Consider the following 22243-nt stretch of genomic DNA (forward strand, 5'->3'; position numbering starts at 1 on the left):
GAGTAAGGCACTCCCACTATCATTATTATCTCTACGTCCCACAAGGTATTTGGGGGATCTAGAAATTTGTACCCGGCGGATAAATCCGACCCGTAGACAGAAGAGTTTATTTTCTTATAGCAGGGTCACCTAATAATTGACCCCATCCATTTATCTATTAATCATTAAGAAATTCACAAAGTAATCGATGAAAATGATGAGTCCCTTGTTCTTTGGTAGGAGAAAATCGCCCAGTTTCATAAAAACGAGAACGAATTCCTTGTTGGACTGATTCCACAACTGCCTCATCCTCACGCTCTACTTTATCCAAGTCACCGCCTGCTCCTTTGCCTAATTTGGTTTCATCAAGCACATAGGTAAGAAATGAAACTTTAGTTAATGCCGGTCCTAATGGTTTCACTACATTCACAGAGCATCCCCAGGGATAAAAATTAAGCATTGTATTTGGAAAAATCCAGTAATAATAAGCAGCGACTTGTTTGCCATAATCTTGTGAGTCTTTAGGTAAATCAAAATGTTCCTCACCATGGCTCGCAAGCGCCAATTGCAAATTACAATAACGATAAAGCTCTGTAGTATAGGTAGTACAATCAATTACTTTTCTTAATGAATGATGAACAAAAGGGATGTGTAATGCTTCAAGATAGTTTTCGCAATACAATGCCCAGTGTGCCTTAACCACATAATCTCGGGAACGATGAATATCCAGACGCATTCTTTCAATGGGCAGCCAGGAAAGACGTTCCCTTATATCTGCAAATACTTCCCTAAAGGGAACTAATGGTGCGAGTGACGCAAAAAGAAATAGCTTTTCCAAGCAATCAAAAGGGATTTTTGCCAAATTGTCCTTTGACGTTGGAAAATCACACGTTTTTTCAAATTCAGGCATATGGAGAAACTCCCCACAAAGATTGAATCGACGTCCATGATAGGAGCATTTTATTTTTTCTACCGAACAGGGAGCTTCAATCAAAATTTTTCCTCTATGGGTGCATACATTGCTAAGGCAATGAAAACGGTCTTGTTCCTCACGGACAAATAATAAGGGCTCATCGAGCAATCCAGGCAATAAAGTAAAAGGCACCAGCTGCCCTTCTAATCGCAAACTTTCTGTGCTGGTGCAAAACTGCCAAGTTCTCGCAAATATTTTTTCTTTGGCTTGTTCGAAACAATCAACTGACGTATAAAAACGTGAGGGTAATGTAGACGCTTTTGCTATATCGGGATCGACGTAGAAATTATTCATGATCAACTTCCTTATTAATAGTTCCTATCCTGCCTATCGGGCGGGCATTTTTGGCGATATTAAATCACCAAATACCCTTGTTATCCATATGTTTATGATTAGACCGAATCACTACTGACAAAAACTGTCAGTACGCTCGTTTAAACTCAAATCTCCATTCAATTAAAAGGAGACTTTAATGTATCTTGATCCTAATTTAATAATTTTTTATGTTGATAATCCTCAGGTGAGCGAGCAATTTTATGAGCGTTTATTCAACTCTCAGCCTATTCAATCATCACCTACTTTTGTCATGTTCTTATTAAAATCAGGTATGCGGCTCGGCTTATGGTCAAAACACACCGTTGAGCCGCCTGCAGCAGCAAATGGTGGGGGTAGTGAGCTTTCGTTGCAAGTCCAAAATGACCCTTTAGTTGACGAACTTCACACGCTCTGGCAAAAAGAAAACATTCAAATTGCCCAAGCACCAACAATGATGGATTTTGGCTATACCTTTGTGGCGTTGGATCCCGATAACCATCGCCTTCGTATTTTCTCATTGAAACTCGATAATAGTGTCTCTTGATCCGCTCTAAGCCAAGATTCTCGTAATTGTTTCCGCCTACATACTGCGCCCAGGCGCAGTATCCAATCTTGATTAAAAGAATTCAGAATACATGAAGCCTATTACTCGATATACGTATAAGCACGGTAAATACGGGAGTTATAAAAAAATTTATTCTTTTTAGAACGATCAATAGAAGCGAAACCCAGAATCGTACTCCTACATCAACCTTCTGAGTTTCACTTTAGATTTCCTATGAATAGTCTGAATTACTCTTCTACTGTAATATCAATTTTTTTCTCAACTGCCATTTCCTTTTTTGGAATCGATATTTCCAGAACCCCATGTCTGTATTTAGCACTTATTTTTGCGTCATCTACTGTTTGCGGCAAGCTAAAGCGGCGATAAAATTGACCTTGTGAGCGCTCCATTCGTGTGTACTCATTTTTGTTTTCAGTTTTCTCAAAATGGCGTACTCCACGAAGTGTTAAAATATTATGCTCTAATGATATCTGGATGTTATCCTTATCCACACCTGGTACATCCGCTAGAACTAAAAAGCGCTCCTTCTCTTCTTTAATATCGACAGGTGGGGTCCATGTACTCGTATCTACTATAGAAGAGTCTTGTTGCCCTTTGAAAAAACTATCCAAAATCGAACCGATTTCATTGTATACAGGAAAATAATCACGTCTTACAATACTCATAACCCTCTCCTAATGTTGTTTTACATATCTAGGAACATAGAGTCGATTTGTTAAAATTCAAGGGCTACAAATACGATTATTTACATCAGTTTTCTAAGGAAAATAAATTTTTAAAAAAAGTATATGCGTTTTTAAGATTAAGTTATTATCACTGAAGGACGATTTCTAATTAAAAACGGAGTATATCAATGCAATACCTAACAAAAATCTTGGCCTTAACTTTTGGTTTGACATGGGCTATCACAAGCATGGCAAGCGCACCTGCTGCAGAAGTACCTATTTTAGGAAAAACAATAACTCAAGCCAAACAACAAAACATGACACCCAAACAGGCATTACAACGTTTGAAAGATGGAAACCAACGATTTTTAAACAATACCTCCATTCCCAGAGATTATTTAAAACAAGCACACCAATCTTCTTACGGACAGTATCCGTTTGCAGTTGTTCTTAATTGTATGGATTCTCGCAGTGTTCCGGAGTTATTTTTTGACCAAGGCTTAGCTGATTTATTTACCTTGCGCGTTGCGGGAAATGTACTCAATGATGATATTCTAGGCAGCATGGAATTTGCAACTAAAGTAGTGGGTTCTCGACTCATCGTTGTTTTAGCACATACTTCATGCGGTGCTGTAAGCGGTGCATGCAGTGGTGTAGAACTCGGCCATTTGACTGATGTGATAAATAAAATTAAACCTGTGGTACAAATGAGCATGGAAGAGCAAGGAACAAAAAATTGCTCGGATCCCAAATTAATTGATGCTATGGCTAAAGCCAATGCCCTTAGAATCGTCAGAGAGATGCAAGAACGAAGTCCCATTCTTAAAGATTTAATTACTAAAAAACAAGTAGGGATTGTAGCAGGATTACATGATATCAAAACCGGAAAAGTACAATTTTTCGAAGAAGAACGTTCTGTACCCAATTAAAGTTATGTTGCCTGGGTGAAGTTTCGTTGCGCCCAGGCTAACTTCAATCCCTTAGGAAGTCTTTTTTAACGTATCCATCAAGATCGTTTCAAGTTGTTCCTGGTTTACTGCAGTACATACACGGACAATATTCCCCTTTTCATCCACTTTAGTAGTACCTGATTGATCTTCCGGGTTTAATACAACGCTCAATTTTTTATTTATTGACTTAACAATTGAACTATCATGCGCTACTACTGCTGAAAGCACATCCCAAAAATACCACTTATGGTCAAATATCTCAGCTTCATTACGATGAAAAAGCTCATAAAAAAATTTATTACCCAAACTATTTTGATTTTGTTTTAATTTCAGATAAAACTCTTTAGTTACCGGAACTTGATTAGTTACATCCAGACCAATCAAAGTAATAGGAATTCCTGAACGAAATACTTTGTCGGCAGCATGAGGGTCAACGTAAATATTCCATTCTGCAGTGTTATTTCGAATTGAGTGATCTAACTCAATCAGATTCCCCGTACTATCTACGGCACCACCCATAACATAAATCCTTTTAATTTTATTCTTTATCCTGGGCATTTGAGTCACTAACTCACCCAGATTTGTTAGGGGTCCAATAGCTAAAATCTCAACGGGATCTTTTGAATTCTTTAAAGTAGATGTCAACAATTGCATTGCACTTTGTGAGTTGGATACTTCAACTTTGGGCAACAAATTTGCAGCACCTGCTAAATCATCTGCTTGTTTACGAAGCCAATTAGGAAATTGATGGGTACCAACCATGGGTGTATCGCGCCCGCAAGCTAATGGAATGTTTTCATGATGCGTCAATGCTAATAATCCAGCAACATTCCGCAATCCTGCTGGGCAATGTGATTCTCCAGTACCTACCACGGTAATTGCCTTAATTTCGATATCTTTTTGTGCTAACAAATAGAACATCGCTAATTCATCGTCGATTCCTACATCCGTATCAATAATAAAAGGTCTATCAGCATGTGCTAAAGAAAATAATAAAGAGAAAATAAAAACCACCGTTTGTTTTGCAAAATTCATAATCCATCTCCCGATTCCACATATAATTTTTTAATAGTTAATACTGCAACGAAACAAAAAATGGCACTCAAAGTTAGGTAAAAACTGGGAGCAAGATTACTATTTAATGACTGGATTAAATAAGTCGTAATAAACGGGGTTAACCCTCCAAAAAAAGCGAATGCCAGATTATAAGAAATAGCAATCCCGGTATAACGAATCGGCACCGGGAATAACTCAACAAGTATGCTGGGATAAACCATAATAGAGCTACTTAATATAGCAAAAATAAATAAGCTTACTATAAGCAACAAAGTGGTCTGTTGGGATAAAGTAACGAATAAAATATAACTTAACAAAATAAACCCAACCGATCCGATCAAAAGAATCACTTTACGGCCCAACCGATCACCACACCAACAAAAAAACACCAGCAGCAAGGAATAAAAACCTAAATTAATTGTATTGAGTAAGGTTGCTTGTTGTGTGGGATAAGCAAGAACCGTTGAGAGGTAGGTAGGCATATAGAGGAATAATAAATTAATCATTACAGAACCTAGACAGGTTAAACCAATTCCTTGCAAAATATTGCGCCAGTAAAGGGTCATTGCCTCAACAAAAGGAATTCGTGTATTTTCTGATGAATTTTTAAATGCAAGAAATAAGGGACTTTCAGACAATTGTTTGCGAATATAGAAACTGAACACACCAAGTAATCCACCAAAAACAAATGGAATCCGCCAACCATAGCTTAATAATTGAGCATTTGAGAGTTGGTTGGTTAAAATTAAACTAATCACCGCGCCCAGTAAAATACCTAAATTTAGGCAAGCGAAAATAATGCCACAAGCCAGAGCTCTGAAACGAGGATTAACATGCTCGCAAGTGAAGGTTAATGCTCCAGGAATTTCACCACCAATTGATAGTCCTTGCAATAAACGAAGCACAATTAAAAAAACACTCGCAGAAATCCCTATCTGTTGATAAGTGGGTAAACATCCAATAAGCACCGTGGGAAGAGCCATCAAGAGCACTGAAAAAATGAATGTCTTTTTGCGACCGTATTTATCTCCAAAATGACTAAAGACAAGACCACCTAACGGACGAATTAAATATCCAATGGCAAAAACCGCATAAACACTCATCAATGAAGCAAATTTGTCTGTTTCTGGAAAAAAAATCTGACTAATGATTGGTGCGAAAATAACATAAATGACAAAATCATAAAATTCCAACGCCCCACCTAAAGAAGCAAGAAAAATAATTTTCCGTTCATTAGACTTTAATTTCGACTTATGCATTTTGCAGATCCTTGTCACATAAAATTTCTGTAAAATACCATAACTTTACCTCGCTCACATGAATTTTTTAAACCAACTCTCATCTCCTTACGTTTAAATATTTTCTTCAATAGTTCTTTTTTCTGAATTTTAGTAACATCAATAAAATCGATCATTGTTTCAGTCCAAGATGAAAAAACATATTATTTCTGAACAAGTTATTCGGCGAGTAGAATCAGCCGTAACTCAAGAACATATAGAAGCGTACAAAAAAGATGGGGCTGTTTGTATTCGTCAAATTCTTACCCCCATAGAAATAGAATTACTCTGTAATGGTATCGAACTCAATCTGAACTCCCCAAGCCCACGGGTCAAAATTGCGAGTAAAAGTGAGGATCCAGGACGATTTATTGAAGATTTTTGTACCTGGCAAACCAATTCTTATTACCAACAATTCATCTTTGAATCGCCGGTTAGCCTTATTGCAGCCAAACTTATGGAAAGTAAAAAATCACGACTCTACCATGATCATCTTTTAGTTAAAGAGTCTAGCACGCAACAACGAACACCATGGCATCAAGATCAGCCTTATTACAATATTGAAGGAACCCAAAATTGCAGTTTATGGATCCCTGTTGATCCAGTATCTCGTATTTCTACCTTAGAGTTTATTGCAGGCTCTCATTTAGGACCGTGGTTTATGCCTCGATCCTTTATGGATAGCCAGGCAAAATGGTTTCCAGAAGGAAGCCTCGCAGAGCTTCCTGATATTGACTCAAAACGTGAAGACTACCCTATTATCGGGTGGGAAATAACTCCAGGTGATGTAGTTTGCTTTCATATGCTTACTCTTCATGCTGCAGGCGGAGTAGGTTCTCAGAAACGTCGAGTTTTCTCAGTACGTTTTCTCGGTGATGATGCGATCCATGCACCACGAAAATGGGCTACTTCCCCTGATTTTCCGGGGTTAAGCGAGCAACTTCCAGAAGGCGCACAAATGGACCATCCTTTATTTCCTGTCGTTTGGGAGTCCTAAACTCTTTAACTCAGTATAAATTACAGGTCTCGTCTTAGAATTTTATTTAGTTATTACCTTAAAAAGAAACAACAACCAAATTTTTACAATAAAAATTCTGTTTTTTTTCTTAAAAATAAGCAATACTTCTTTCTGAATAAATCGTGGTAAAACCTATGGTTAAAATAAGGCCTTTTCTTAAATGGGCGGGGAGTAAATACAACTGTTTGGAAAAGATTATTCCCTTTCTTCCTCCAGGTAAACGCTTAATTGAGCCTTTTGCCGGCTCGGGCGTCGTTTTTATGAATACAAATTATTCATCCTATTTGTTAGCTGAAAGTAATTTTGATTTAATTTATCTTTTCACAACCTTGCAGCAACAAGGGGATGCGTTCATTAAACAATGCGAAACCTATTTCAGCCCAGAATTCAACCATAAAGAAAAATATTATCAAATAAGATCTGATTTTAATGCCTCTCTTCATTCTGCGCAAAAATCTGCGCTTTTTCTTTACCTAAACCGACACGGTTATAATGGATTATGCCGCTATAATTCGAAAGGAATCTATAACGTTCCTTTTGGGCTTTACAGCAAACCCTATTTTCCACGCAAAGAAATGCAGCTCTTTCACTCAAAAAGCCAACAAACAGAATTCATTCATAATGATTTCAGAAAAACTTTTGAATATGCAGAACGAGGGGATGTAATTTATTGCGACCCTCCTTATGTACTTCTTTCAGAGAAATCACATCACTTACCCTATACTAAAAAGCTGTTTACAACCGAAGATCAAATCGAATTGACCGAATTAGCTAAAGAAACAGCGGCTCGGGGAATTCCAGTGATACTTTCCAATCACGATACTGAATTTACTCGTTACCACTACAGAAAAGCCGAAATTAAAAGTTTTCCCGTGTCACGTTTTATTAATTGCCAAGGATCACTACGGCGTCCAGTAAACGAGTTAATTGCAATATTTAATTAATTTGAAAGCTGAGGAGGAGTAGGTGAAGTGAAACTCGGGATCAGTAACCTTATTAAACCTGGGTTTCGCTTCGCTTCACCCAGGCTTCAGGATTAATTAATTTGATGATCTTTATGATCTTTGATAAAGAATGCAAGAATAGTAACCAGTAATAATGAAAGGGGTAATATAGATAAAGCTACCTGGTAATCTACCACTGTATAAATATGCTCTCCCTCCACAATGCCACTATCACCAAAAGTATCCAGTAATTTACCTACTAAAGGTTGGAAAATAACCCCACCAAGTGTAACGATCATATTGGTGGCTGCAAAGACCGTACCTGATAATTGAGCTCCACTGCATTCCTTAGCCATAATAAATACAATAATTTCCGTGGCACTAAAGACACCATACAAGAACAATAAGACATTTAAACTTAAATAGGATAACCCAGGCAGATAGAGTACAAGACTTATACAAATCAACGCCAAAATTGCACCTAACACTAGAGGTAACAAACGTCTGCCAGTACGATCCGATAAATAACCCGCTATAGGAGCACCCACCGCCCAACCTAAGAAGACTGCAGAGACCGTCCTGGCAGCCTCAACTTTAGTCAAATGGTGCGCTTGTTCCAAGTACGTTTTTCCCCATAACTCACCGAATACAGATAAAGAGGTATACAAACAAGCTCCAACAAAACCGATAACCCAAACTTCTGGAGCCATTAATACTTTAAGAACATTTCTGAAAAATTCAGGTAAAGGATGTTTATTGGGGTGATGTCCTTCGGGACCATCACGTACCACGAGAAACATCAGCACACTCAAACCCGAGCCTACAATGGCAATAAAGAACAACACATGTTCCCAACCAATGCTCTGAGACCACTCGGTAATCTTCACTTCACCATACACAAGACCTAACATCCCTAAAGTAGTCATCAAGCCTGCAACTAAAGAAAAATAACGTCGGGGCAACCAATGTAATGCCAGAGAGAGGACTCCCACAAATGCAAATGAAGAACCAAATCCTACGAGAAAGCGACCTGCCCCAACCAAAAACATAGAGGAGGTCAAGGTAAACATCCAGGAACCCACGGTACAACAGATGCAGGCAAAAGTTAGAAGCCGTCTAGGACCAAATCGATCCATGAGCATTCCTACAGGCATTTGCATCGGCGAGTAAGCGAAATAATATAAAGCAGATATTTGACCAAAAGTAGTCGCTGAAATATGCCCCAACGCAATACTTAGCTCAGTCTGCAAAACACCTGGAATTATGCGTAAGATAAACTCATAGCAATAAAAAATTGCCCCAACGAAGCAGATAAACATGCCAAAGAGCATTTGTTTTCTTGATACAGTATTATTTAGGTGCATGTGCGTGAGTTTCCCTTAAAAAGAAAGTTAATAAAGCAGCAATAAACATACTAAGAGGTATGAAAGCCAGCGCAATGCGATAATCAGTCACGTTATAAAGCTTATTTACGTTTTCAACAACCAACGCTGAAGAAAGGGAGGTTCCACTGCGAACGGAATAGCTGAAATCCAATAAATGTCCTACCAAAGGTTGTAATAACATTCCCCCAAGCATGACAATCATGTTTGTAAATGCCATAGCTGTACCTGCAGCCTCTCCAGGACTCAATTCCCTTCCCACCGCAAATACAATCGCTTGCGCACTATAAAATAAGCCTAAGAAAAACATGAGTATTTGTACATTAGTTTCAGTTAAACCCGGGAAGTACAGAATGACTAGCATAAGAACAGTAGCGATACTTGCACCTAGAAACATAGGTAACTTTCTACGCCCTATGCGGTCAGAAAAATAACCCATTAGTGGGGCGCCTATGGTAAAGCCCAAAAAGAGCAATGAGTTTGCTAAACCAGCGGCATGCGCAGATAAGCCGTGTGCATGTCTTAAATAGGGAATGCCCCATAACTCAGCAAAAACAGTTGTCGGCAAATAAACCATACAACCGTACAATCCATTAATCCATATTTGTTTATTGCTCAATATTATATTTAAATCAATTAAGCCGATTTTAAAATTAGAAACAGTACCACTTTGTCTATACCTACCTTTTTTATCATGGATGCCTAACCATAAAACAAAAGTTAATACGATCCCAAAAAATGCCGTCATATTTAGGGTTTTAATCCATCCCAATTTAGTGACGAAAAGCTCTAAAAAATTATCCCCCAGCATGGCACCGACTGTTCCTAATGCTGAGGTAATTCCAGAGACCATAGCGAGTTTATTCTCAGGCAACCAAATTGTAGCAAGTTTTAATACTCCCACAAAGGCAAAAGCAGAGCCTAATCCTACTAAAAATCGTCCTGAAGCTGCAACCCAAAACGAGGTTGTACCTGTGAATAAAAATGTTCCAACAACACAAATGAAACAGGCTACAGTTAACAATCTTCGAGGACCATAGCGATCCATCATAATCCCTACAGGTAATTGCATAGGGACATATGCATAATAATATATAGATGAAATGTGCCCAAAACCTGTTGCAGACAAATTAAAATGCTCACGTAAAGCAGTTTCCATGACACTAGGTGCTATTCGAAGCAAATATTCGTAACTGTAAAATACCGCTCCAAGACCACAAATAAGCCATCCAATTAATGCGTAATTTCTCCGGTTTTCAGAAAGCAAAGTAATCTCCTTAACTATTTGTTAGGCAAGAACAAGCACTGTTTCAAAATTCAACAGTAAAATTCATACCTACAATTCACCTATTTTTACCCCGAGCGCAAAACAGGAACATCTCACATGGCATACTGCTACACCTTGAGATCCCTCATGCATTCGGGATGCTACTTTTATTCTAAATTACAACTTACTTGATTCGCGCCGCTTGCTATTGCAGCTTCAGCCACAGCAGCAGGGACTCGTTCTCTTAAACGAGGGTCAATAGGCTTGGGAATGATGTAGTTAGGGCCAAAATCCCAATGCGTAACACCTGGGTAATTATCCTTCACTACCTGGGGAACAGGCTCATGCACCAGTTGACGGATAGCTTCAACTGCCGCAATTTGCATCGATTGATTAATACACTTGGCACGCACATCCAACGCACCACGAAAAATATAGGGAAAACACAACACATTATTGACTTGGTTAGGATAGTCACTACGTCCAGTAGCAATAACCAAATCATTACGTACTTGAAATGCTAATTCAGGTCTGATTTCAGGATCAGGGTTAGATAAAGCAAAAATAACAGGCTTAGGTGCCATCAATTTTAATAGATCTGCGTCCAACAAATTCGGTTTGGCAACTCCAATAAATACATCTGCATCTACCAGTGCATCAGCTAGAGTCCGGCATTCAGTCGTACGTGCAAAAGCAAATTTATAAGCATTTAGATCGGCACGACCTGAATGGATAACTCCCTTAGTATCCAAAAGTAACATATTCTCTTTATGGGCGCCCATTGCAACAAGCAATCGCATCGAAGCAATTCCCGCAGCTCCTGCACCAATACATACAATTTTGGCATCAGATAATTTTTTTTGCTGCAATTCAAGGGCATTTAGCAAAGCTGCGGCAACCACTATAGCAGTACCATGCTGGTCATCATGAAATACAGGAATATTCAATTGCTCAATTAACGCCTGCTCAATCTCAAAACATTCCGGAGCTTTAAGATCTTCTAGGTTAATTCCTCCGAAAGTGGGGGCAATACGTTTGGCTGTAGAGATAAATGCTTGAGAATCATGAGCATCAATTTCGATGTCAAATACATCAATACCTGCAAAACGCTTAAATAAAACAGCTTTACCTTCCATAACTGGTTTACTCGCAAGAGGTCCAAGATCCCCCAAACCCAGCACCGCAGTACCATTAGTCATTACAGCAACTAAATTTCCCTTATTAGTGTAACGATAAGCATCTTCGGGGTTTTCTGCTATTGCAATCACCGGGGCAGCCACACCCGGTGTATAAGCTAGAGACAAATCACTCTGAGAGTCAGTTGATTTGGTAATATGAACACCAAGTTTTCCGGGAGTTGGAAACTCATGATAATCCAATGCGCACTGCTTTAAAACGTCATTATCCAAAGTACTCACTCTCTTACACAGAAATAAAACTTAAGTAAGGTCAAAAAATCCTACCAACCATTATTCAATTTATTGTACAACCATTGTGCTACAGGCACACAAACATCTGACTATGAACCCTTAATAAAATATAAGAGAAACAGCCAATGGATGATAAGATGGAGACAATAATTGGACGTCAAGAACCTGCGACACCGAAATTAGCATTGCAGGAACAATCTGTCAATAAGATATACTTCGAATGAAGTATATTTAAATAAGGCGCAAATAACGCGCGCCTTATTTCGTTTCTTCTTTAGCAGCTTGAGTAGAACGCTGGCTATAACGATCACGGAACTTCTGAACACGACCACCAGTATCTACTAATTTTTGTTTACCAGTATAAAAGGGATGACATTGTGAGCATACTTCAATGTTCAAATCTTTACATAAAGTTGAACGGGTTTCAAATTCCTCACCGCAACTGCATATTACTTTAACTTTTTTATATTCTGGATGAATTGATGCCTTCATAATACGACTCTCTATAGTTTAAATGAGTATCGCCACCTGAACCCAACGCCAGGCACCATACTCTGTACAAATGACGCAAAACAATAGCAGAAAAACTGTTGTAAAGCAATTTTTATCAAAAGGAAACCGCGGTTATACCCTCTTGGTCTATTAAATGAAACAATGATCTCAATATTTCAACATCATTGAAACAAAATAGGCACGATTGGTCTACGCTTATAAAAACGAATTAATTTAACAGGAGTTAAAATGAAAAAACTGGAACTCTATAAGCTTGAAACACCAAATGACCTCGATATAAGGGATCGTCGCAAAATTGCTGAGGCGGTTAATCCTCTTTTGGCTGATACATTTGCCTTATTTGTTAAAACCAAAAATTTCCATTGGCATATGACAGGACCTCATTATCGGGATTATCATCTTTTATTAGATGAGCAAAGTGAACAAATTTTTGCGATGATTGATGTTTTAGCCGAACGGGTACGCAAATTAGGAGAACGGACAATTCACTCTATTGGAGAGATTAAACAATTACAAACGCTTCGAGATACCAATGAAACCCTATCTGCAGAGGATATGCTGCAAAATCTACTGGAAGATAATAAAGGGTTCTTAAAAAATTTACGAAAAGTTCATGAGGTATGTAGCAAAAAAAATGATTTCGCTACCACGAGTATCTTGGAAGTTTATATTGATGAAACAGAACGACGAATTTGGTTTCTATTTGAAACCTTGCAAAATAAGTAATGAAAATCTAATGTGCCTGGGTGAAGGCGAAGCCGGAACCCGGGTTCATAAACTCATCTACCCTACCCGATTTCTACTCCGCTACATTTAACTCACATTAAGATCGAGCTCAACCCATACAGGTGCGTGATCGGAAGGCCTTTCTGATTTACGTGGCTCCTTATCAATCACTGCTTGCCTACATAACCCATTAAGTGTTTTACTCAATAAAATATGATCAATACGTAAGCCTCGGTTACGTCTAAATGCCCCCGCACGATAATCCCACCAACTGAATATTTGTTCCTCCTGCATAAAATTTCTAAAACTGTCATGTAAGCCAAGTTGTAATAATTGCATAAAGGCTTCTCGTTCAGCAGGACTAACCAATACAGATCCAATCCATTCAGCAGGATCATGGACATCTCGATCTTCAGGAGCGATATTAAAATCTCCCACTACAGCTAAATTGGGGAAAACACTCATTTGCTGCTGAATAAAAGCAGTAACTTTTTGCAACCAATTTAATTTGTATTGATATTTATCTGAAGTTAATTCAGACCCATTAGGAACATACAAATTGATCAAGCGAATACCTGCGATCGTAACCACCAAAATACGTCGTTGTGGATCAATGAAATCAGGGATATCCGTGAGAACATCAGAAAAAGGATACCGACTTATTACAGCAACGCCGTTGTATGTCTTCTGTCCTGAAAATACAACATGATAGCCTTTTTCTATAAATGGGGTTATAGGGAAATTCTCATCAAGCAATTTTGTTTCTTGGAGCGCAAGAACATCCACACGCGAAGAATCAAACCATTCCAAAACTTGATCCAACCGTATCTTCAAAGAATTCACATTCCAGCTTGCTAATTTAAGCACACCAATCTCCTTTATATTCAATTAACAAAGGAGCGTGATCTGATAAGCGGGGTTCACGAAAAATTCGACTGTCGACTACATGTTCTGTTAACCCAGGAGTAACCACTTGATAATCTATTCTCCACCCAACATTTTTGTCCCATGCACGTCCTCTAAAAGACCACCAAGTATATTGCTCTTCTTGTTGATTATGCACACGAAATGCATCAACAAAACCCATGGCTCCAAACAATTTATCCATCCAAGCCCGTTCTTCAGGTAAAAATCCAGAATTTTTCTGATTGCCTCGCCAGTTTTTTAAATCGATTTGTTTATGGGCAATATTATAATCACCACACACAATCAACTCCCGTCCCTCATTTTTTAATCGAATCAAATGTTCAGCAAATTGTTCGAGAAAACCATACTTGACCGTTTGACGCTCCTCACCACTAGTTCCAGAAGGTAAATAAAGCGAGACAATACTAAATTTTGGATAATCAAATTGAATGTAGCGACCTTCATTATCGCAATAATCAAACCCCATACCTCTTACGATACGATTCGGTTTGTGCCGTGCATAAATTGCCACTCCACTATACCCTTTCTTTTGTGCTGAATAATAATCACAGAAATAATCGCGTGGATAATATAATTCCTCCGGAATTAATTGTTCTGGCTGTGCCTTCGTTTCTTGTATACAAACAAAATCAGCATCTTGCATCGCAAGCCACTCATAAAATCCATTACGCGCTGCTGAACGTATCCCATTGGCATTAAAACTAATTACTTTCATTTTTTTCACTCAATTTATTTATTGCAGCCCGGACAAATCAAGAACGCCCAGATGCTATCATAAAAACTCTTTACTACGCTTTTAATTACCCCAATTAATGCTCCTTATTTTTGCACAATTTAAGAGCAGCTCGTGCCAAACGTTCACCTAAATGGCGGGCTAGATTAATTTCATCCTGACTCAGAGGTCGATCATTTGCAACGCCAGAAACATGCGTCGCACCGTAGGGTGTTCCACCACTCACTGTATCATTCAAAGAGGACTCCGAATAAGGCACACCCAATAAAATCATCCCTTGATGCAATAAAGGTAACATCATACTTAATAATGTAGTTTCCTGGCCTCCATGCATACTTGCAGAAGAAGAGAAAACGCAAGCTGGTTTATCTACTAAATCACCTGCCAGCCACAAAGAGGAAGTACTGTCCAGAAAATATTTCAAAGGAGCAGCCATATTTCCAAAACGGGTCGGGCTACCTAAAGCTAGTCCATGACACTGTCGCAAATCATCTAAAGTTACATAAGGCGCCCCCTCATCTGGAATCGTCTTATCAACTGCTTCACAGGTAGTAGAAACAGGGGGAACCGTTCTTAAACGTGCTTCAATCCCCCCAACACGTTCTACACCACGCGCAAGATATTGTGCTAATTGCGCTACCGAACCGGTGCGCGAATAATATAAAACTAAAACATAAGGATTAGACATCAAACAACTCCATTACCTTAAATCGAGGAAGCAGTTGGGCTTGAACAAATAGTACAGAACCTATCGGGTTTTTACTGATCATAACGGCTCAACTGCTTTTCCCAGGTTAAAATTTAAAATCATACTTTAATTGCGCTTCCAATTTCATTTCAATAAACTTTATTAGCTGATACAAAGCTCCTCCTTTTCTAGGTTTTAATGTTTTCAAATCAGAGACAATATCATCAGCTGAATCATAATAATTATTAACTGCCATATTCGCGATTATTTTACTTACTGCACGAACATGATGTCTATTCCAATATCCTGCAATCATACGTCCAATGAAGGAACCGAATAAACAATTTTCTTTAGTATAATCGATAAGCAATGCTTTGATTCTTCTATGATTGGAATTTCCCTTACTTTTATCCCAAATATTGGTATAAGCCTTGGAATCTAAGGAAAATTTTTGAGAATTAAAAAATGAATATGCTCTTACACCAATACAGGAAGAATGAGATTCATCATTTTCGGAAGAATCATCGGTGCCTTCTTCTAACTCAAGATCTTCACTTCTTATTGTAGCAATAGAACTCGGTTGATGTGACATTTTTTTCTCCTCCGTGAGAACAGCCGTTTTATAGAACTTGCAGTTTCTCTTTAATCACATACCAAAATTACAATTGAATCAAGTCCTGCGAAAATTAAAAAAGGGTACTCGGATAGGCCTAAAATTTTCCTTATATTGACATGCTTATTACAACGCGCATTAAAGGTTATAGCATTGAAGATTTGAAGGGGGGTTGATAGGTCATCAGAGAACTAGCGAAACCCGTGATGGGACAATAGATTTATTGCATAATACGGGTTCGCTATATGAGTCTCAGACTGCTCTATTATAGAATATAACGGGCTAAATCCTCGTCCGCTACCAGCTGTCCGAGATTTTTTTCAACATATGCTTTATCCACATGAACAGATTCACCTGCTTTATCTGTAGCTTCAAACGAAACGACTTCTAATAACCGTTCCATCACGGTATAAAGCCTACGCGCGCCAATATTTTCTGTACGCTCGTTTACTTGCCAAGCTACTTCGGCAATCCTTCTAATTCCTGACTCATCAAAAGTTAGTGTCAATCCTTCAGTAGCCATTAAAGCACTGTATTGCAGTGTTAGTGATGCAGTAGGTTCTGTGAGAATACGCACGAAATCTTCAACAGAAAGGGCAGATAATTCAACTCGGATAGGCAATCTTCCTTGTAATTCAGCAATCAAATCAGACGGCTTAGCAACATGGAATGCCCCAGATGCAATAAATAAAATATGATCCGAACGAATCATACCGTATTTTGTGGTCACTGAAGTTCCTTCAACTAAGGGTAATAAATCTCTTTGTACGCCTTCACGAGAAACATCCCCGCCCCCTGCATTCTCAGTTCGTCGTGCTACTTTATCCAACTCATCGATAAAGACAATCCCATTTTGTTCCACATTTTCTATGGCATGAGTCTTAATATCATCCTCATTAATGAGCTTAGCCGCCTCTTCTTCACGTAAAATCTGCATCGCCTTACCTATAGTCATTTTACGTGTTTTTGTACGGTGAGTGCCCACTTGTTGAAACATGGATTGTAATTGGCTTGTCATTTCTTCCATGCCTGGAGGAGCCATAATTTCAATGCCAATAGGTGTTGCTGAAATTTCTATTTCAATTTCATTCTCATTAAGAATCCCTTCACGCAATTGCTTACGAAAGACTTGTCTGGCTGTACTGTCTTTTTCACTAGGTGTTAAACTGCCGCGGGCGGGCGGAAGCAATACATCCAGAATACGCTCTTCAGCCGCATCTTCAGCCAAGTGCTCTACTTTTTTCATCGCAAATTCACGCTCTTGTTTTACCGCGATATCTGCCAAATCACGCAAAATAGAATCTACATCGCGTCCAACATACCCTACCTCGGTAAATTTTGTTGCTTCAACTTTGATGAAAGGAGCACGTGCTAATTTAGCTAAACGTCGAGCAATTTCCGTTTTACCCACACCAGTGGGCCCAATCATAAGAATATTTTTAGGCATGATTTCATTGCGCAAAGCGGGATCTTTAATATTCATACGTCGCCAACGATTACGTAATGCAATTGCTACTGCCCTTTTCGCATCATCCTGGCCAATAATATATTTATCCAATTCCTGGACAATTTCACGAGGAGTCATCACTTCTCGAATAACCTCACGAGGAGTCATCTTGCTGTTATTTGTCGCCATTATTTAATTCTTCTATAGTTAAATTGTTATTGGTATAAATACAGATATCGCCAGCAATGTTTAATGCTTTACGCACTATCTCTACAGCTGATAATTTTGTATTTTCCATCAATGCGCGTGCAGCTGCTTGCGCAAAAGGACCGCCTGAACCAATTGCAATTAAGCTTTGCTCTGGTTCGATTACGTCGCCATTACCTGTGATAATGAGGGAAGATTTGACGTCCGCAACAGCAAGAACTGCTTCGAGTCGGCGCAATATTCTGTCTGTTCGCCAATCTTTAGCGAGCTCAACTGCGGCACGGACCAAATGACCTTGATGCATTTCCAACTTGCTCTCAAAACGTTCAAAAAGAGTAAACGCATCTGCAGTACCGCCAGCAAAACCAGCAATTACTTGATCTTTATAGAGGCGTCGCACTTTACGCGCATTCCCCTTCATCACGGTATTACCTAGAGTTACCTGGCCATCTCCACCGATAACCACTTGATTTCCGCGTCGTACTGAAAGTATGGTTGTCCCACGAAATTGTTCCAAAATAAAATCCTCAAATCAAACCGGAACCCTATACATGGGGATGATAAACAAAAAAACAAGGGGTCACAAAATGAATAAATTATTACTATTCATGCCGTGACATCAGAATGTAACCTGGGGTGTAACCCAGGGAAATTCCGAATTTATGGTTTTGGATTTCTACTATGACGTTCACCCGTCACAATAATTTAAGTGGGCGCAGGCCGTAAACAACTTTTTTGGCCTACGATTCAGATTAAAAAAGATACTCCATGTGATAAATTCTCTAATCCAAGATGTTGTGCGATACTTTGGCCTACATCAGCAAAGGTATCGCGACGTCCAATGAAACGGCTTTTAATGTTAGGGCCATATGCTAATACAGGAATATGCTCTCTTGTGTGATCAGAACCAGGAAAAGTAGGATCACACCCATGATCGGCTGCAATAACAACTAGATCATCGGGCTTTAATAAAGCATCGAGCTCTGGAAGACGTGCATCAAACGCTTCAAGTGCATGAGCATAACCCGTTACATCACGACGATGGCCAAATGAGGAATCAAAATCTACAAAATTAGTAAAAACTAAACTACCCTCCGGAGCAGTCTTCATTGCAGCCAAAGTAGCATCGAACAAGGCCATGTTGTCATCAGCCTTAATCACTTGGGTTATTCCCTGATGAGCATAAATATCTGCAATTTTTCCTAGGGCAATTACTTCGCGACCGGATTCTTTCATGTAATCAAGTAGGGTTTTTTCGGGAGGTAACGTTGCATAATCTTTACGATGTGGAGTTCGTTTGAATGCCCCTGGTTGGCCAATAAAAGGTCGGGCAATTACCCGTCCAATCTGATATTCATCGACCAAAGTACGTGCAATTTCACAGATATCATACAACCGCTGTAATCCAAAATGTTCTTCATGGGCGGCAATTTGAAATACACTGTCTGCGGAAGTATAAACTATAGGCTTTCCTGTTCTGATGTGTTCTTCACCCAACTCATCAAGAATTGTAGTTCCTGACGCATGTTTCTCACCAAGAACCCCTGGTAACCCAGTTCGTTGAATAAAGGTATCAATTAATTTTTTAGGAAAGCAAAATGGTTGTTCGGGAAAATAACCCCATTCGAACGTCACTGGGACCCCTGCTAACTCCCAATGTCCGCTTGGAGTATCCTTCCCTAAGCTCTGTTCTACTGCATAACCATAATGGCCTACAGGTTCAGAAAAATTAGACAATTCAACAAAACGCAATCCACAACTTGCTAGAGTTGCATGGTAAAGTCCTAGTTTGGCCAAATTAGGCAAAGTTAAAGGGCCTTGGCGAAGTCCCTCTCGATTGCACTCATCACGTTCACATGCTTCATGAATATGAACAAATGTATTAGCACCCGCATCCCCATAACGATGGGCATCTAAACTTGCCCCAATGCCAAAAGAATCCATCAGTAATATACAAACTCTCCCTGTCATCTTAGACCTCAGTATGTTGGCAGCGTGTTTCTTTTAACCCCATCAACATGAGGAAAGCAATTAATAGTCCTACAGGTAAAATAATTGCAGCATATTGATATGCATCAAGTAGATAAACAGGGGTTCCGTTCACCATCTGCATATCCCCATGATTCGTTAATAAATAACTGAACATATTTTGATACACAATATAACCGCCTTGTGTCAATATTGAAATGACACTTACAGCAGTTGCGGTCATTGCAGGAGAACTACTCTCCGCCACTAATGCGTAACTAATCACTTGCGCTGAAGTAAAGAAACCCAGCAAGAAAAACAAAAATGCCATCATGCTATAAGAGACAGGGAGGTAGAGTACTGCGAGCAAAGTTAATAAGGAGGCAATTACCCCAATTCTCATTGGCATAATTCGTAAACCCATTTTATCAGATATCCAACCGACTAAAGGAGAACCTACAATCGACCCCAAAAATAACATTCCATTTACTACCGAGGCTTGCGAAGAACTAATGTCCAGCCGTTGCACTAAATATAAAGTCCCCATCATGGCACCGAATACGGCAATAGCCATATTCATTAGACTGGCATAAAATGCAGCCCGCAAATATTGACTATTCAAATAAGCCTTTTTAGCGGCTGAGAAAACATTAATTGGTTTAACAACTTGCCTTATTGCTTTTTGCGGTCTTTCTTTTATCCAAAAAAACATAACAATCAGCATAGCAAAACCAAGAATTCCTACATCTTGTACTGCCTGACGCCATCCAACCAAAATAACGAGCTTGGTTAACGGATATTGGGCCAACATGCCTCCAGCCATTGCCATCGTGACTATTGCTCCAGTCACCAAAGCCATACGCTTGGGTGGAAACCAATGAGATGCTAAACGTACAGGCCCTAAGAAACAGAACGCACTACCTATGCCTGTGATAAATCGACAAAATAAGGCCATATAAAAAGAATGAGAATAAGCCAATAGAAACGTACTCACCACACATAAAAACATTGCGATTAATAAAGTATTTTTAATGGAGAAGCGATCGAGAACCATCCCCGCGACAAAAAGAAACAATACATTAGAAAGATAGTAAATACTTGAGAGCCATGCCATTTTATCCGCTTGTATCTGATAATCCTGCATGATATTTGCAGCGATGGATGCAAACATATTCCCCTGAATAAACTCATAAAAAAAGAATAAGGTCGCAGCAAAACACACCATCCAGGGTAATAATGACGATTTTATCTCATTATATCCTTGAAACTCATCCACAACTTGCATCTTTACTCCTCAGCTTTATCGCTTGCAATATGTTTCACGGGTTATTAATACGGCAATTAAAGCCGCAACCGTAGTTATTGGGAACATCCACATGGCGTATTGAAAATCAGCCACCGAATAAGTTATTACTGCCGACCCAGCATGATGGGTGATTAACCAACCATAGAGTACTTGGCCTACACCACCTCCCCCCATGATAATTACTGAGGCAATACCTGTAGCAGCCCCGGTGTTTTCAGCAGAATTACTTTCAGCCACTAAAGGATAAGAAATCACTTGTGTACTGGTAAAAAAGCCTAAGGCAAAAAAGATAATACTTAGAGCAAATTGCGATAAAACGATATCTAAGAATAAGGGAATTACAGTAATAAGGGTTGCAATAGCTCCACAGACCATTAAAGGTTTCCGACGCCCTTGAGAATCAGACAACCATCCTGCTAATGGGCAACCAATAACACTTCCCATAAAAATCAAACTGACAACATTGCTGGCAACCATTTCGGGTAAATGATGAACTACTTGCAAGTAACTCGCGCCCCATAAAGCGCATAAAACCATAATGGGTAAATTAAGAAAAGAGGTGTAAAAACCTGCTAACCAATTTTGTGAATTAGATAATGCGTTTATAAATCCCGAAATGACTTGTCCCTGATTGGTACGAATTTTCAGGGGTGACTCGGCGGGTTTATCACTTACCATATAGTAAATCCACAGCAGCAATCCTGCACCAACTGCCCCATCAATTAACAAAGCTTTGCGCCATCCAAATAATTCATAAAGATACGCAAAAGGAGTATGAGCCATCATACCGCCAACAAAAGCCATAGTGACCAAAGACCCGATAACAAGAGCTTGTCTTCTAGGTGGAAACCAATGCGATACCAAGACTACGCAGGATAAAAAACAAAATGCATTACCTATTCCGGAAAGAAAATGACAAAATGAAGCCAAGATAAATGAGTGTGTTAATGCAAAACCTACAGTACCAAGAACACAAATAAACATCGCGCTTAAAATAACTGTACGTGTAGAAAAACGATCCAGAATAATTCCTGCTGGGAGAAGAAATAGAATATCTGCCCACAAATAAGCACTGGACATCCAACTTAATTGAGTTGCATCAATATGAAAATCATCCCGTAAAGGTTGATTGATTACATCAAAAATATTGAGTTGAAAAAATTCATATAAAAAAAAGAGTCCTGCGGAAAGACACACAACCCAGGCCATTAAATCACCACGTGGCACAAAAGCTCTCGAATCCACTGCAACAGATTGCGACACAGTTACTCCTTATGGCTTAAAAATTGCGCCC

At 39.1% G+C, this 22243-nt stretch carries 22 protein-coding genes; 5 read left to right on the forward strand and 17 right to left on the reverse strand.

All coding sequences use genetic code 11. From position 1 onward, the window contains the following. Window positions 1-157: 157 nt before the first annotated feature. On the reverse strand, window positions 158-1246 hold the full coding sequence (locus ACWTE2_RS04675; RefSeq protein ID WP_454784356.1) for an SRPBCC family protein: 1089 nt from the start codon (window positions 1244-1246) through the stop codon (window positions 158-160). A 178-nt stretch (window positions 1247-1424) separates the two neighbouring features. Between ACWTE2_RS04675 and ACWTE2_RS04680 the strand changes: the two genes are divergently transcribed. Continuing rightward, window positions 1425-1811, forward strand: coding sequence for a VOC family protein (locus ACWTE2_RS04680; protein WP_454784357.1), 387 nt, complete (start codon window positions 1425-1427; stop codon window positions 1809-1811). 248 nt (window positions 1812-2059) lie between these two features. On the opposite strand, the gene ACWTE2_RS04685 is transcribed toward ACWTE2_RS04680, so the two are convergent. Next, the gene (locus ACWTE2_RS04685; RefSeq protein ID WP_182391338.1) at window positions 2060-2497 is read right to left on the reverse strand and encodes an Hsp20/alpha crystallin family protein; all 438 of its coding nucleotides are present in this window, start codon (window positions 2495-2497) and stop codon (window positions 2060-2062) included. 188 nt (window positions 2498-2685) lie between these two features. Here ACWTE2_RS04685 and ACWTE2_RS04690 point away from each other — a divergent pair, with 188 nt between their 5' ends. Beyond that, window positions 2686-3426: a carbonic anhydrase family protein gene (locus ACWTE2_RS04690; RefSeq protein ID WP_454784358.1), complete on the forward strand. Its 741-nt coding sequence runs from the start codon at window positions 2686-2688 to the stop codon at window positions 3424-3426. 51 nt (window positions 3427-3477) lie between these two features. On the opposite strand, the gene ACWTE2_RS04695 is transcribed toward ACWTE2_RS04690, so the two are convergent. Both ACWTE2_RS04695 and ACWTE2_RS04700 read right to left on the reverse strand, forming a co-directional pair. Next, entirely contained in the window at window positions 3478-4482 is a 1005-nt protein-coding gene (locus tag ACWTE2_RS04695; RefSeq protein ID WP_454784359.1) for a nucleoside hydrolase, read from the reverse strand. Further along, entirely contained in the window at window positions 4479-5762 is a 1284-nt protein-coding gene (locus ACWTE2_RS04700; protein ID WP_454784360.1) for an MFS transporter, read from the reverse strand. The genes ACWTE2_RS04695 and ACWTE2_RS04700 overlap by 4 nt, the downstream gene beginning before the upstream one ends. Window positions 5763-5931: 169 nt before the next feature. Between ACWTE2_RS04700 and ACWTE2_RS04705 the strand changes: the two genes are divergently transcribed. Together ACWTE2_RS04705 and ACWTE2_RS04710 are read left to right on the forward strand one after the other, a co-directional pair. After that, window positions 5932-6777, forward strand: coding sequence for a phytanoyl-CoA dioxygenase family protein (locus ACWTE2_RS04705; RefSeq protein ID WP_454784361.1), 846 nt, complete (start codon window positions 5932-5934; stop codon window positions 6775-6777). Between the two features lie 155 nt (window positions 6778-6932). Beyond that, window positions 6933-7742, forward strand: a complete 810-nt coding sequence (locus ACWTE2_RS04710) for a DNA adenine methylase (RefSeq protein WP_182391343.1) — start codon at window positions 6933-6935, stop codon at window positions 7740-7742. A gap of 92 nt (window positions 7743-7834) precedes the next feature. Here the strand turns inward: ACWTE2_RS04710 and ACWTE2_RS04715 are convergent, their stop codons facing one another. The 4 genes from ACWTE2_RS04715 to rpmE all read right to left on the reverse strand — a co-directional run bounded on the left by ACWTE2_RS04715 (window position 7835) and on the right by rpmE (window position 12313). Continuing rightward, a complete protein-coding gene (locus tag ACWTE2_RS04715; protein ID WP_182391344.1) occupies window positions 7835-9106 on the reverse strand; it encodes an MFS transporter in 1272 nt (423 codons plus the stop codon). After that, complete coding sequence (locus ACWTE2_RS04720) at window positions 9093-10391, reverse strand: MFS transporter (RefSeq protein ID WP_182391345.1); 1299 nt, start codon at window positions 10389-10391, stop codon at window positions 9093-9095. The genes ACWTE2_RS04715 and ACWTE2_RS04720 overlap by 14 nt, the downstream gene beginning before the upstream one ends. Before the next feature lie 167 nt (window positions 10392-10558). Beyond that, window positions 10559-11800, reverse strand: a complete 1242-nt coding sequence (locus ACWTE2_RS04725) for a malic enzyme-like NAD(P)-binding protein (RefSeq protein WP_182391346.1) — start codon at window positions 11798-11800, stop codon at window positions 10559-10561. Between the two features lie 279 nt (window positions 11801-12079). Beyond that, entirely contained in the window at window positions 12080-12313 is a 234-nt protein-coding gene (rpmE, locus tag ACWTE2_RS04730; protein ID WP_182391347.1) for a 50S ribosomal protein L31, read from the reverse strand. Between the two features lie 249 nt (window positions 12314-12562). Here rpmE and ACWTE2_RS04735 point away from each other — a divergent pair, with 249 nt between their 5' ends. Beyond that, window positions 12563-13060 carry a Dps family protein gene (locus ACWTE2_RS04735; RefSeq protein WP_182391348.1) on the forward strand — a complete coding sequence of 166 codons (498 nt, stop codon included), beginning with the start codon at window positions 12563-12565 and terminating at the stop codon, window positions 13058-13060. Window positions 13061-13147: 87 nt separating this feature from the next. Here ACWTE2_RS04735 and xth read toward each other — a convergent pair whose 3' ends face one another. The 9 genes from xth to ACWTE2_RS04780 form a co-directional block, all read right to left on the reverse strand. After that, window positions 13148-13927 carry an exodeoxyribonuclease III gene (gene xth / locus ACWTE2_RS04740; protein WP_454784362.1) on the reverse strand — a complete coding sequence of 260 codons (780 nt, stop codon included), beginning with the start codon at window positions 13925-13927 and terminating at the stop codon, window positions 13148-13150. Beyond that, window positions 13920-14702 (reverse strand): exodeoxyribonuclease III, encoded by a 783-nt coding sequence (locus ACWTE2_RS04745; RefSeq protein WP_182391350.1) that lies wholly within the window; start codon window positions 14700-14702, stop codon window positions 13920-13922. The genes xth and ACWTE2_RS04745 overlap by 8 nt, the downstream gene beginning before the upstream one ends. Window positions 14703-14796: 94 nt before the next feature. Continuing rightward, entirely contained in the window at window positions 14797-15408 is a 612-nt protein-coding gene (gene wrbA / locus ACWTE2_RS04750) for an NAD(P)H:quinone oxidoreductase (protein WP_454784363.1), read from the reverse strand. Between the two features lie 106 nt (window positions 15409-15514). Continuing rightward, entirely contained in the window at window positions 15515-16000 is a 486-nt protein-coding gene (locus tag ACWTE2_RS04755) for a DUF5617 domain-containing protein (RefSeq protein WP_454784364.1), read from the reverse strand. A gap of 286 nt (window positions 16001-16286) precedes the next feature. Continuing rightward, a complete protein-coding gene (hslU, locus tag ACWTE2_RS04760; protein ID WP_454784365.1) occupies window positions 16287-17657 on the reverse strand; it encodes an ATP-dependent protease ATPase subunit HslU in 1371 nt (456 codons plus the stop codon). Then, window positions 17644-18192 (reverse strand): ATP-dependent protease subunit HslV, encoded by a 549-nt coding sequence (gene hslV / locus ACWTE2_RS04765; RefSeq protein WP_182391354.1) that lies wholly within the window; start codon window positions 18190-18192, stop codon window positions 17644-17646. Before hslV ends, hslU begins: the two co-directional genes overlap by 14 nt. Window positions 18193-18422: 230 nt before the next feature. Continuing rightward, window positions 18423-19646: a phosphopentomutase gene (locus tag ACWTE2_RS04770; RefSeq protein WP_454784366.1), complete on the reverse strand. Its 1224-nt coding sequence runs from the start codon at window positions 19644-19646 to the stop codon at window positions 18423-18425. 1 nt (window position 19647) lies between these two features. Further along, on the reverse strand, window positions 19648-20928 hold the full coding sequence (locus ACWTE2_RS04775) for an MFS transporter (RefSeq protein WP_454784367.1): 1281 nt from the start codon (window positions 20926-20928) through the stop codon (window positions 19648-19650). A 15-nt stretch (window positions 20929-20943) separates the two neighbouring features. Then, entirely contained in the window at window positions 20944-22212 is a 1269-nt protein-coding gene (locus tag ACWTE2_RS04780; protein ID WP_454784368.1) for an MFS transporter, read from the reverse strand. Window positions 22213-22243 lie beyond the last annotated feature (31 nt).

It is taken from the genome of Legionella nigrisilvae (assembly GCF_977063395.2).

Excerpts from the sequence above, each read along its gene's own strand:
- ACWTE2_RS04675 (WP_454784356.1), bottom strand. The coding sequence starts at position 1,246 with ATGAATAATTTCTACGTCGATCCCGATATAGCAAAAGCGTCTACATTA.
- ACWTE2_RS04680 (WP_454784357.1), top strand. The coding sequence starts at position 1,425 with ATGTATCTTGATCCTAATTTAATAATTTTTTATGTTGATAATCCTCAG.
- ACWTE2_RS04685 (WP_182391338.1), bottom strand. The coding sequence starts at position 2,497 with ATGAGTATTGTAAGACGTGATTATTTTCCTGTATACAATGAAATCGGT.
- ACWTE2_RS04690 (WP_454784358.1), top strand. The coding sequence starts at position 2,686 with ATGCAATACCTAACAAAAATCTTGGCCTTAACTTTTGGTTTGACATGG.
- ACWTE2_RS04695 (WP_454784359.1), bottom strand. The coding sequence starts at position 4,482 with ATGAATTTTGCAAAACAAACGGTGGTTTTTATTTTCTCTTTATTATTT.
- ACWTE2_RS04700 (WP_454784360.1), bottom strand. The coding sequence starts at position 5,762 with ATGCATAAGTCGAAATTAAAGTCTAATGAACGGAAAATTATTTTTCTT.
- ACWTE2_RS04705 (WP_454784361.1), top strand. The coding sequence starts at position 5,932 with ATGAAAAAACATATTATTTCTGAACAAGTTATTCGGCGAGTAGAATCA.
- ACWTE2_RS04710 (WP_182391343.1), top strand. The coding sequence starts at position 6,933 with ATGGTTAAAATAAGGCCTTTTCTTAAATGGGCGGGGAGTAAATACAAC.
- ACWTE2_RS04715 (WP_182391344.1), bottom strand. The coding sequence starts at position 9,106 with ATGCACCTAAATAATACTGTATCAAGAAAACAAATGCTCTTTGGCATG.
- rpmE (WP_182391347.1), bottom strand. The coding sequence starts at position 12,313 with ATGAAGGCATCAATTCATCCAGAATATAAAAAAGTTAAAGTAATATGC.
- ACWTE2_RS04735 (WP_182391348.1), top strand. The coding sequence starts at position 12,563 with ATGAAAAAACTGGAACTCTATAAGCTTGAAACACCAAATGACCTCGAT.
- ACWTE2_RS04745 (WP_182391350.1), bottom strand. The coding sequence starts at position 14,702 with ATGAAAGTAATTAGTTTTAATGCCAATGGGATACGTTCAGCAGCGCGT.
- wrbA (WP_454784363.1), bottom strand. The coding sequence starts at position 15,408 with ATGTCTAATCCTTATGTTTTAGTTTTATATTATTCGCGCACCGGTTCG.
- ACWTE2_RS04755 (WP_454784364.1), bottom strand. The coding sequence starts at position 16,000 with ATGTCACATCAACCGAGTTCTATTGCTACAATAAGAAGTGAAGATCTT.
- hslU (WP_454784365.1), bottom strand. The coding sequence starts at position 17,657 with ATGGCGACAAATAACAGCAAGATGACTCCTCGTGAGGTTATTCGAGAA.
- ACWTE2_RS04770 (WP_454784366.1), bottom strand. The coding sequence starts at position 19,646 with ATGACAGGGAGAGTTTGTATATTACTGATGGATTCTTTTGGCATTGGG.
- ACWTE2_RS04775 (WP_454784367.1), bottom strand. The coding sequence starts at position 20,928 with ATGCAAGTTGTGGATGAGTTTCAAGGATATAATGAGATAAAATCGTCA.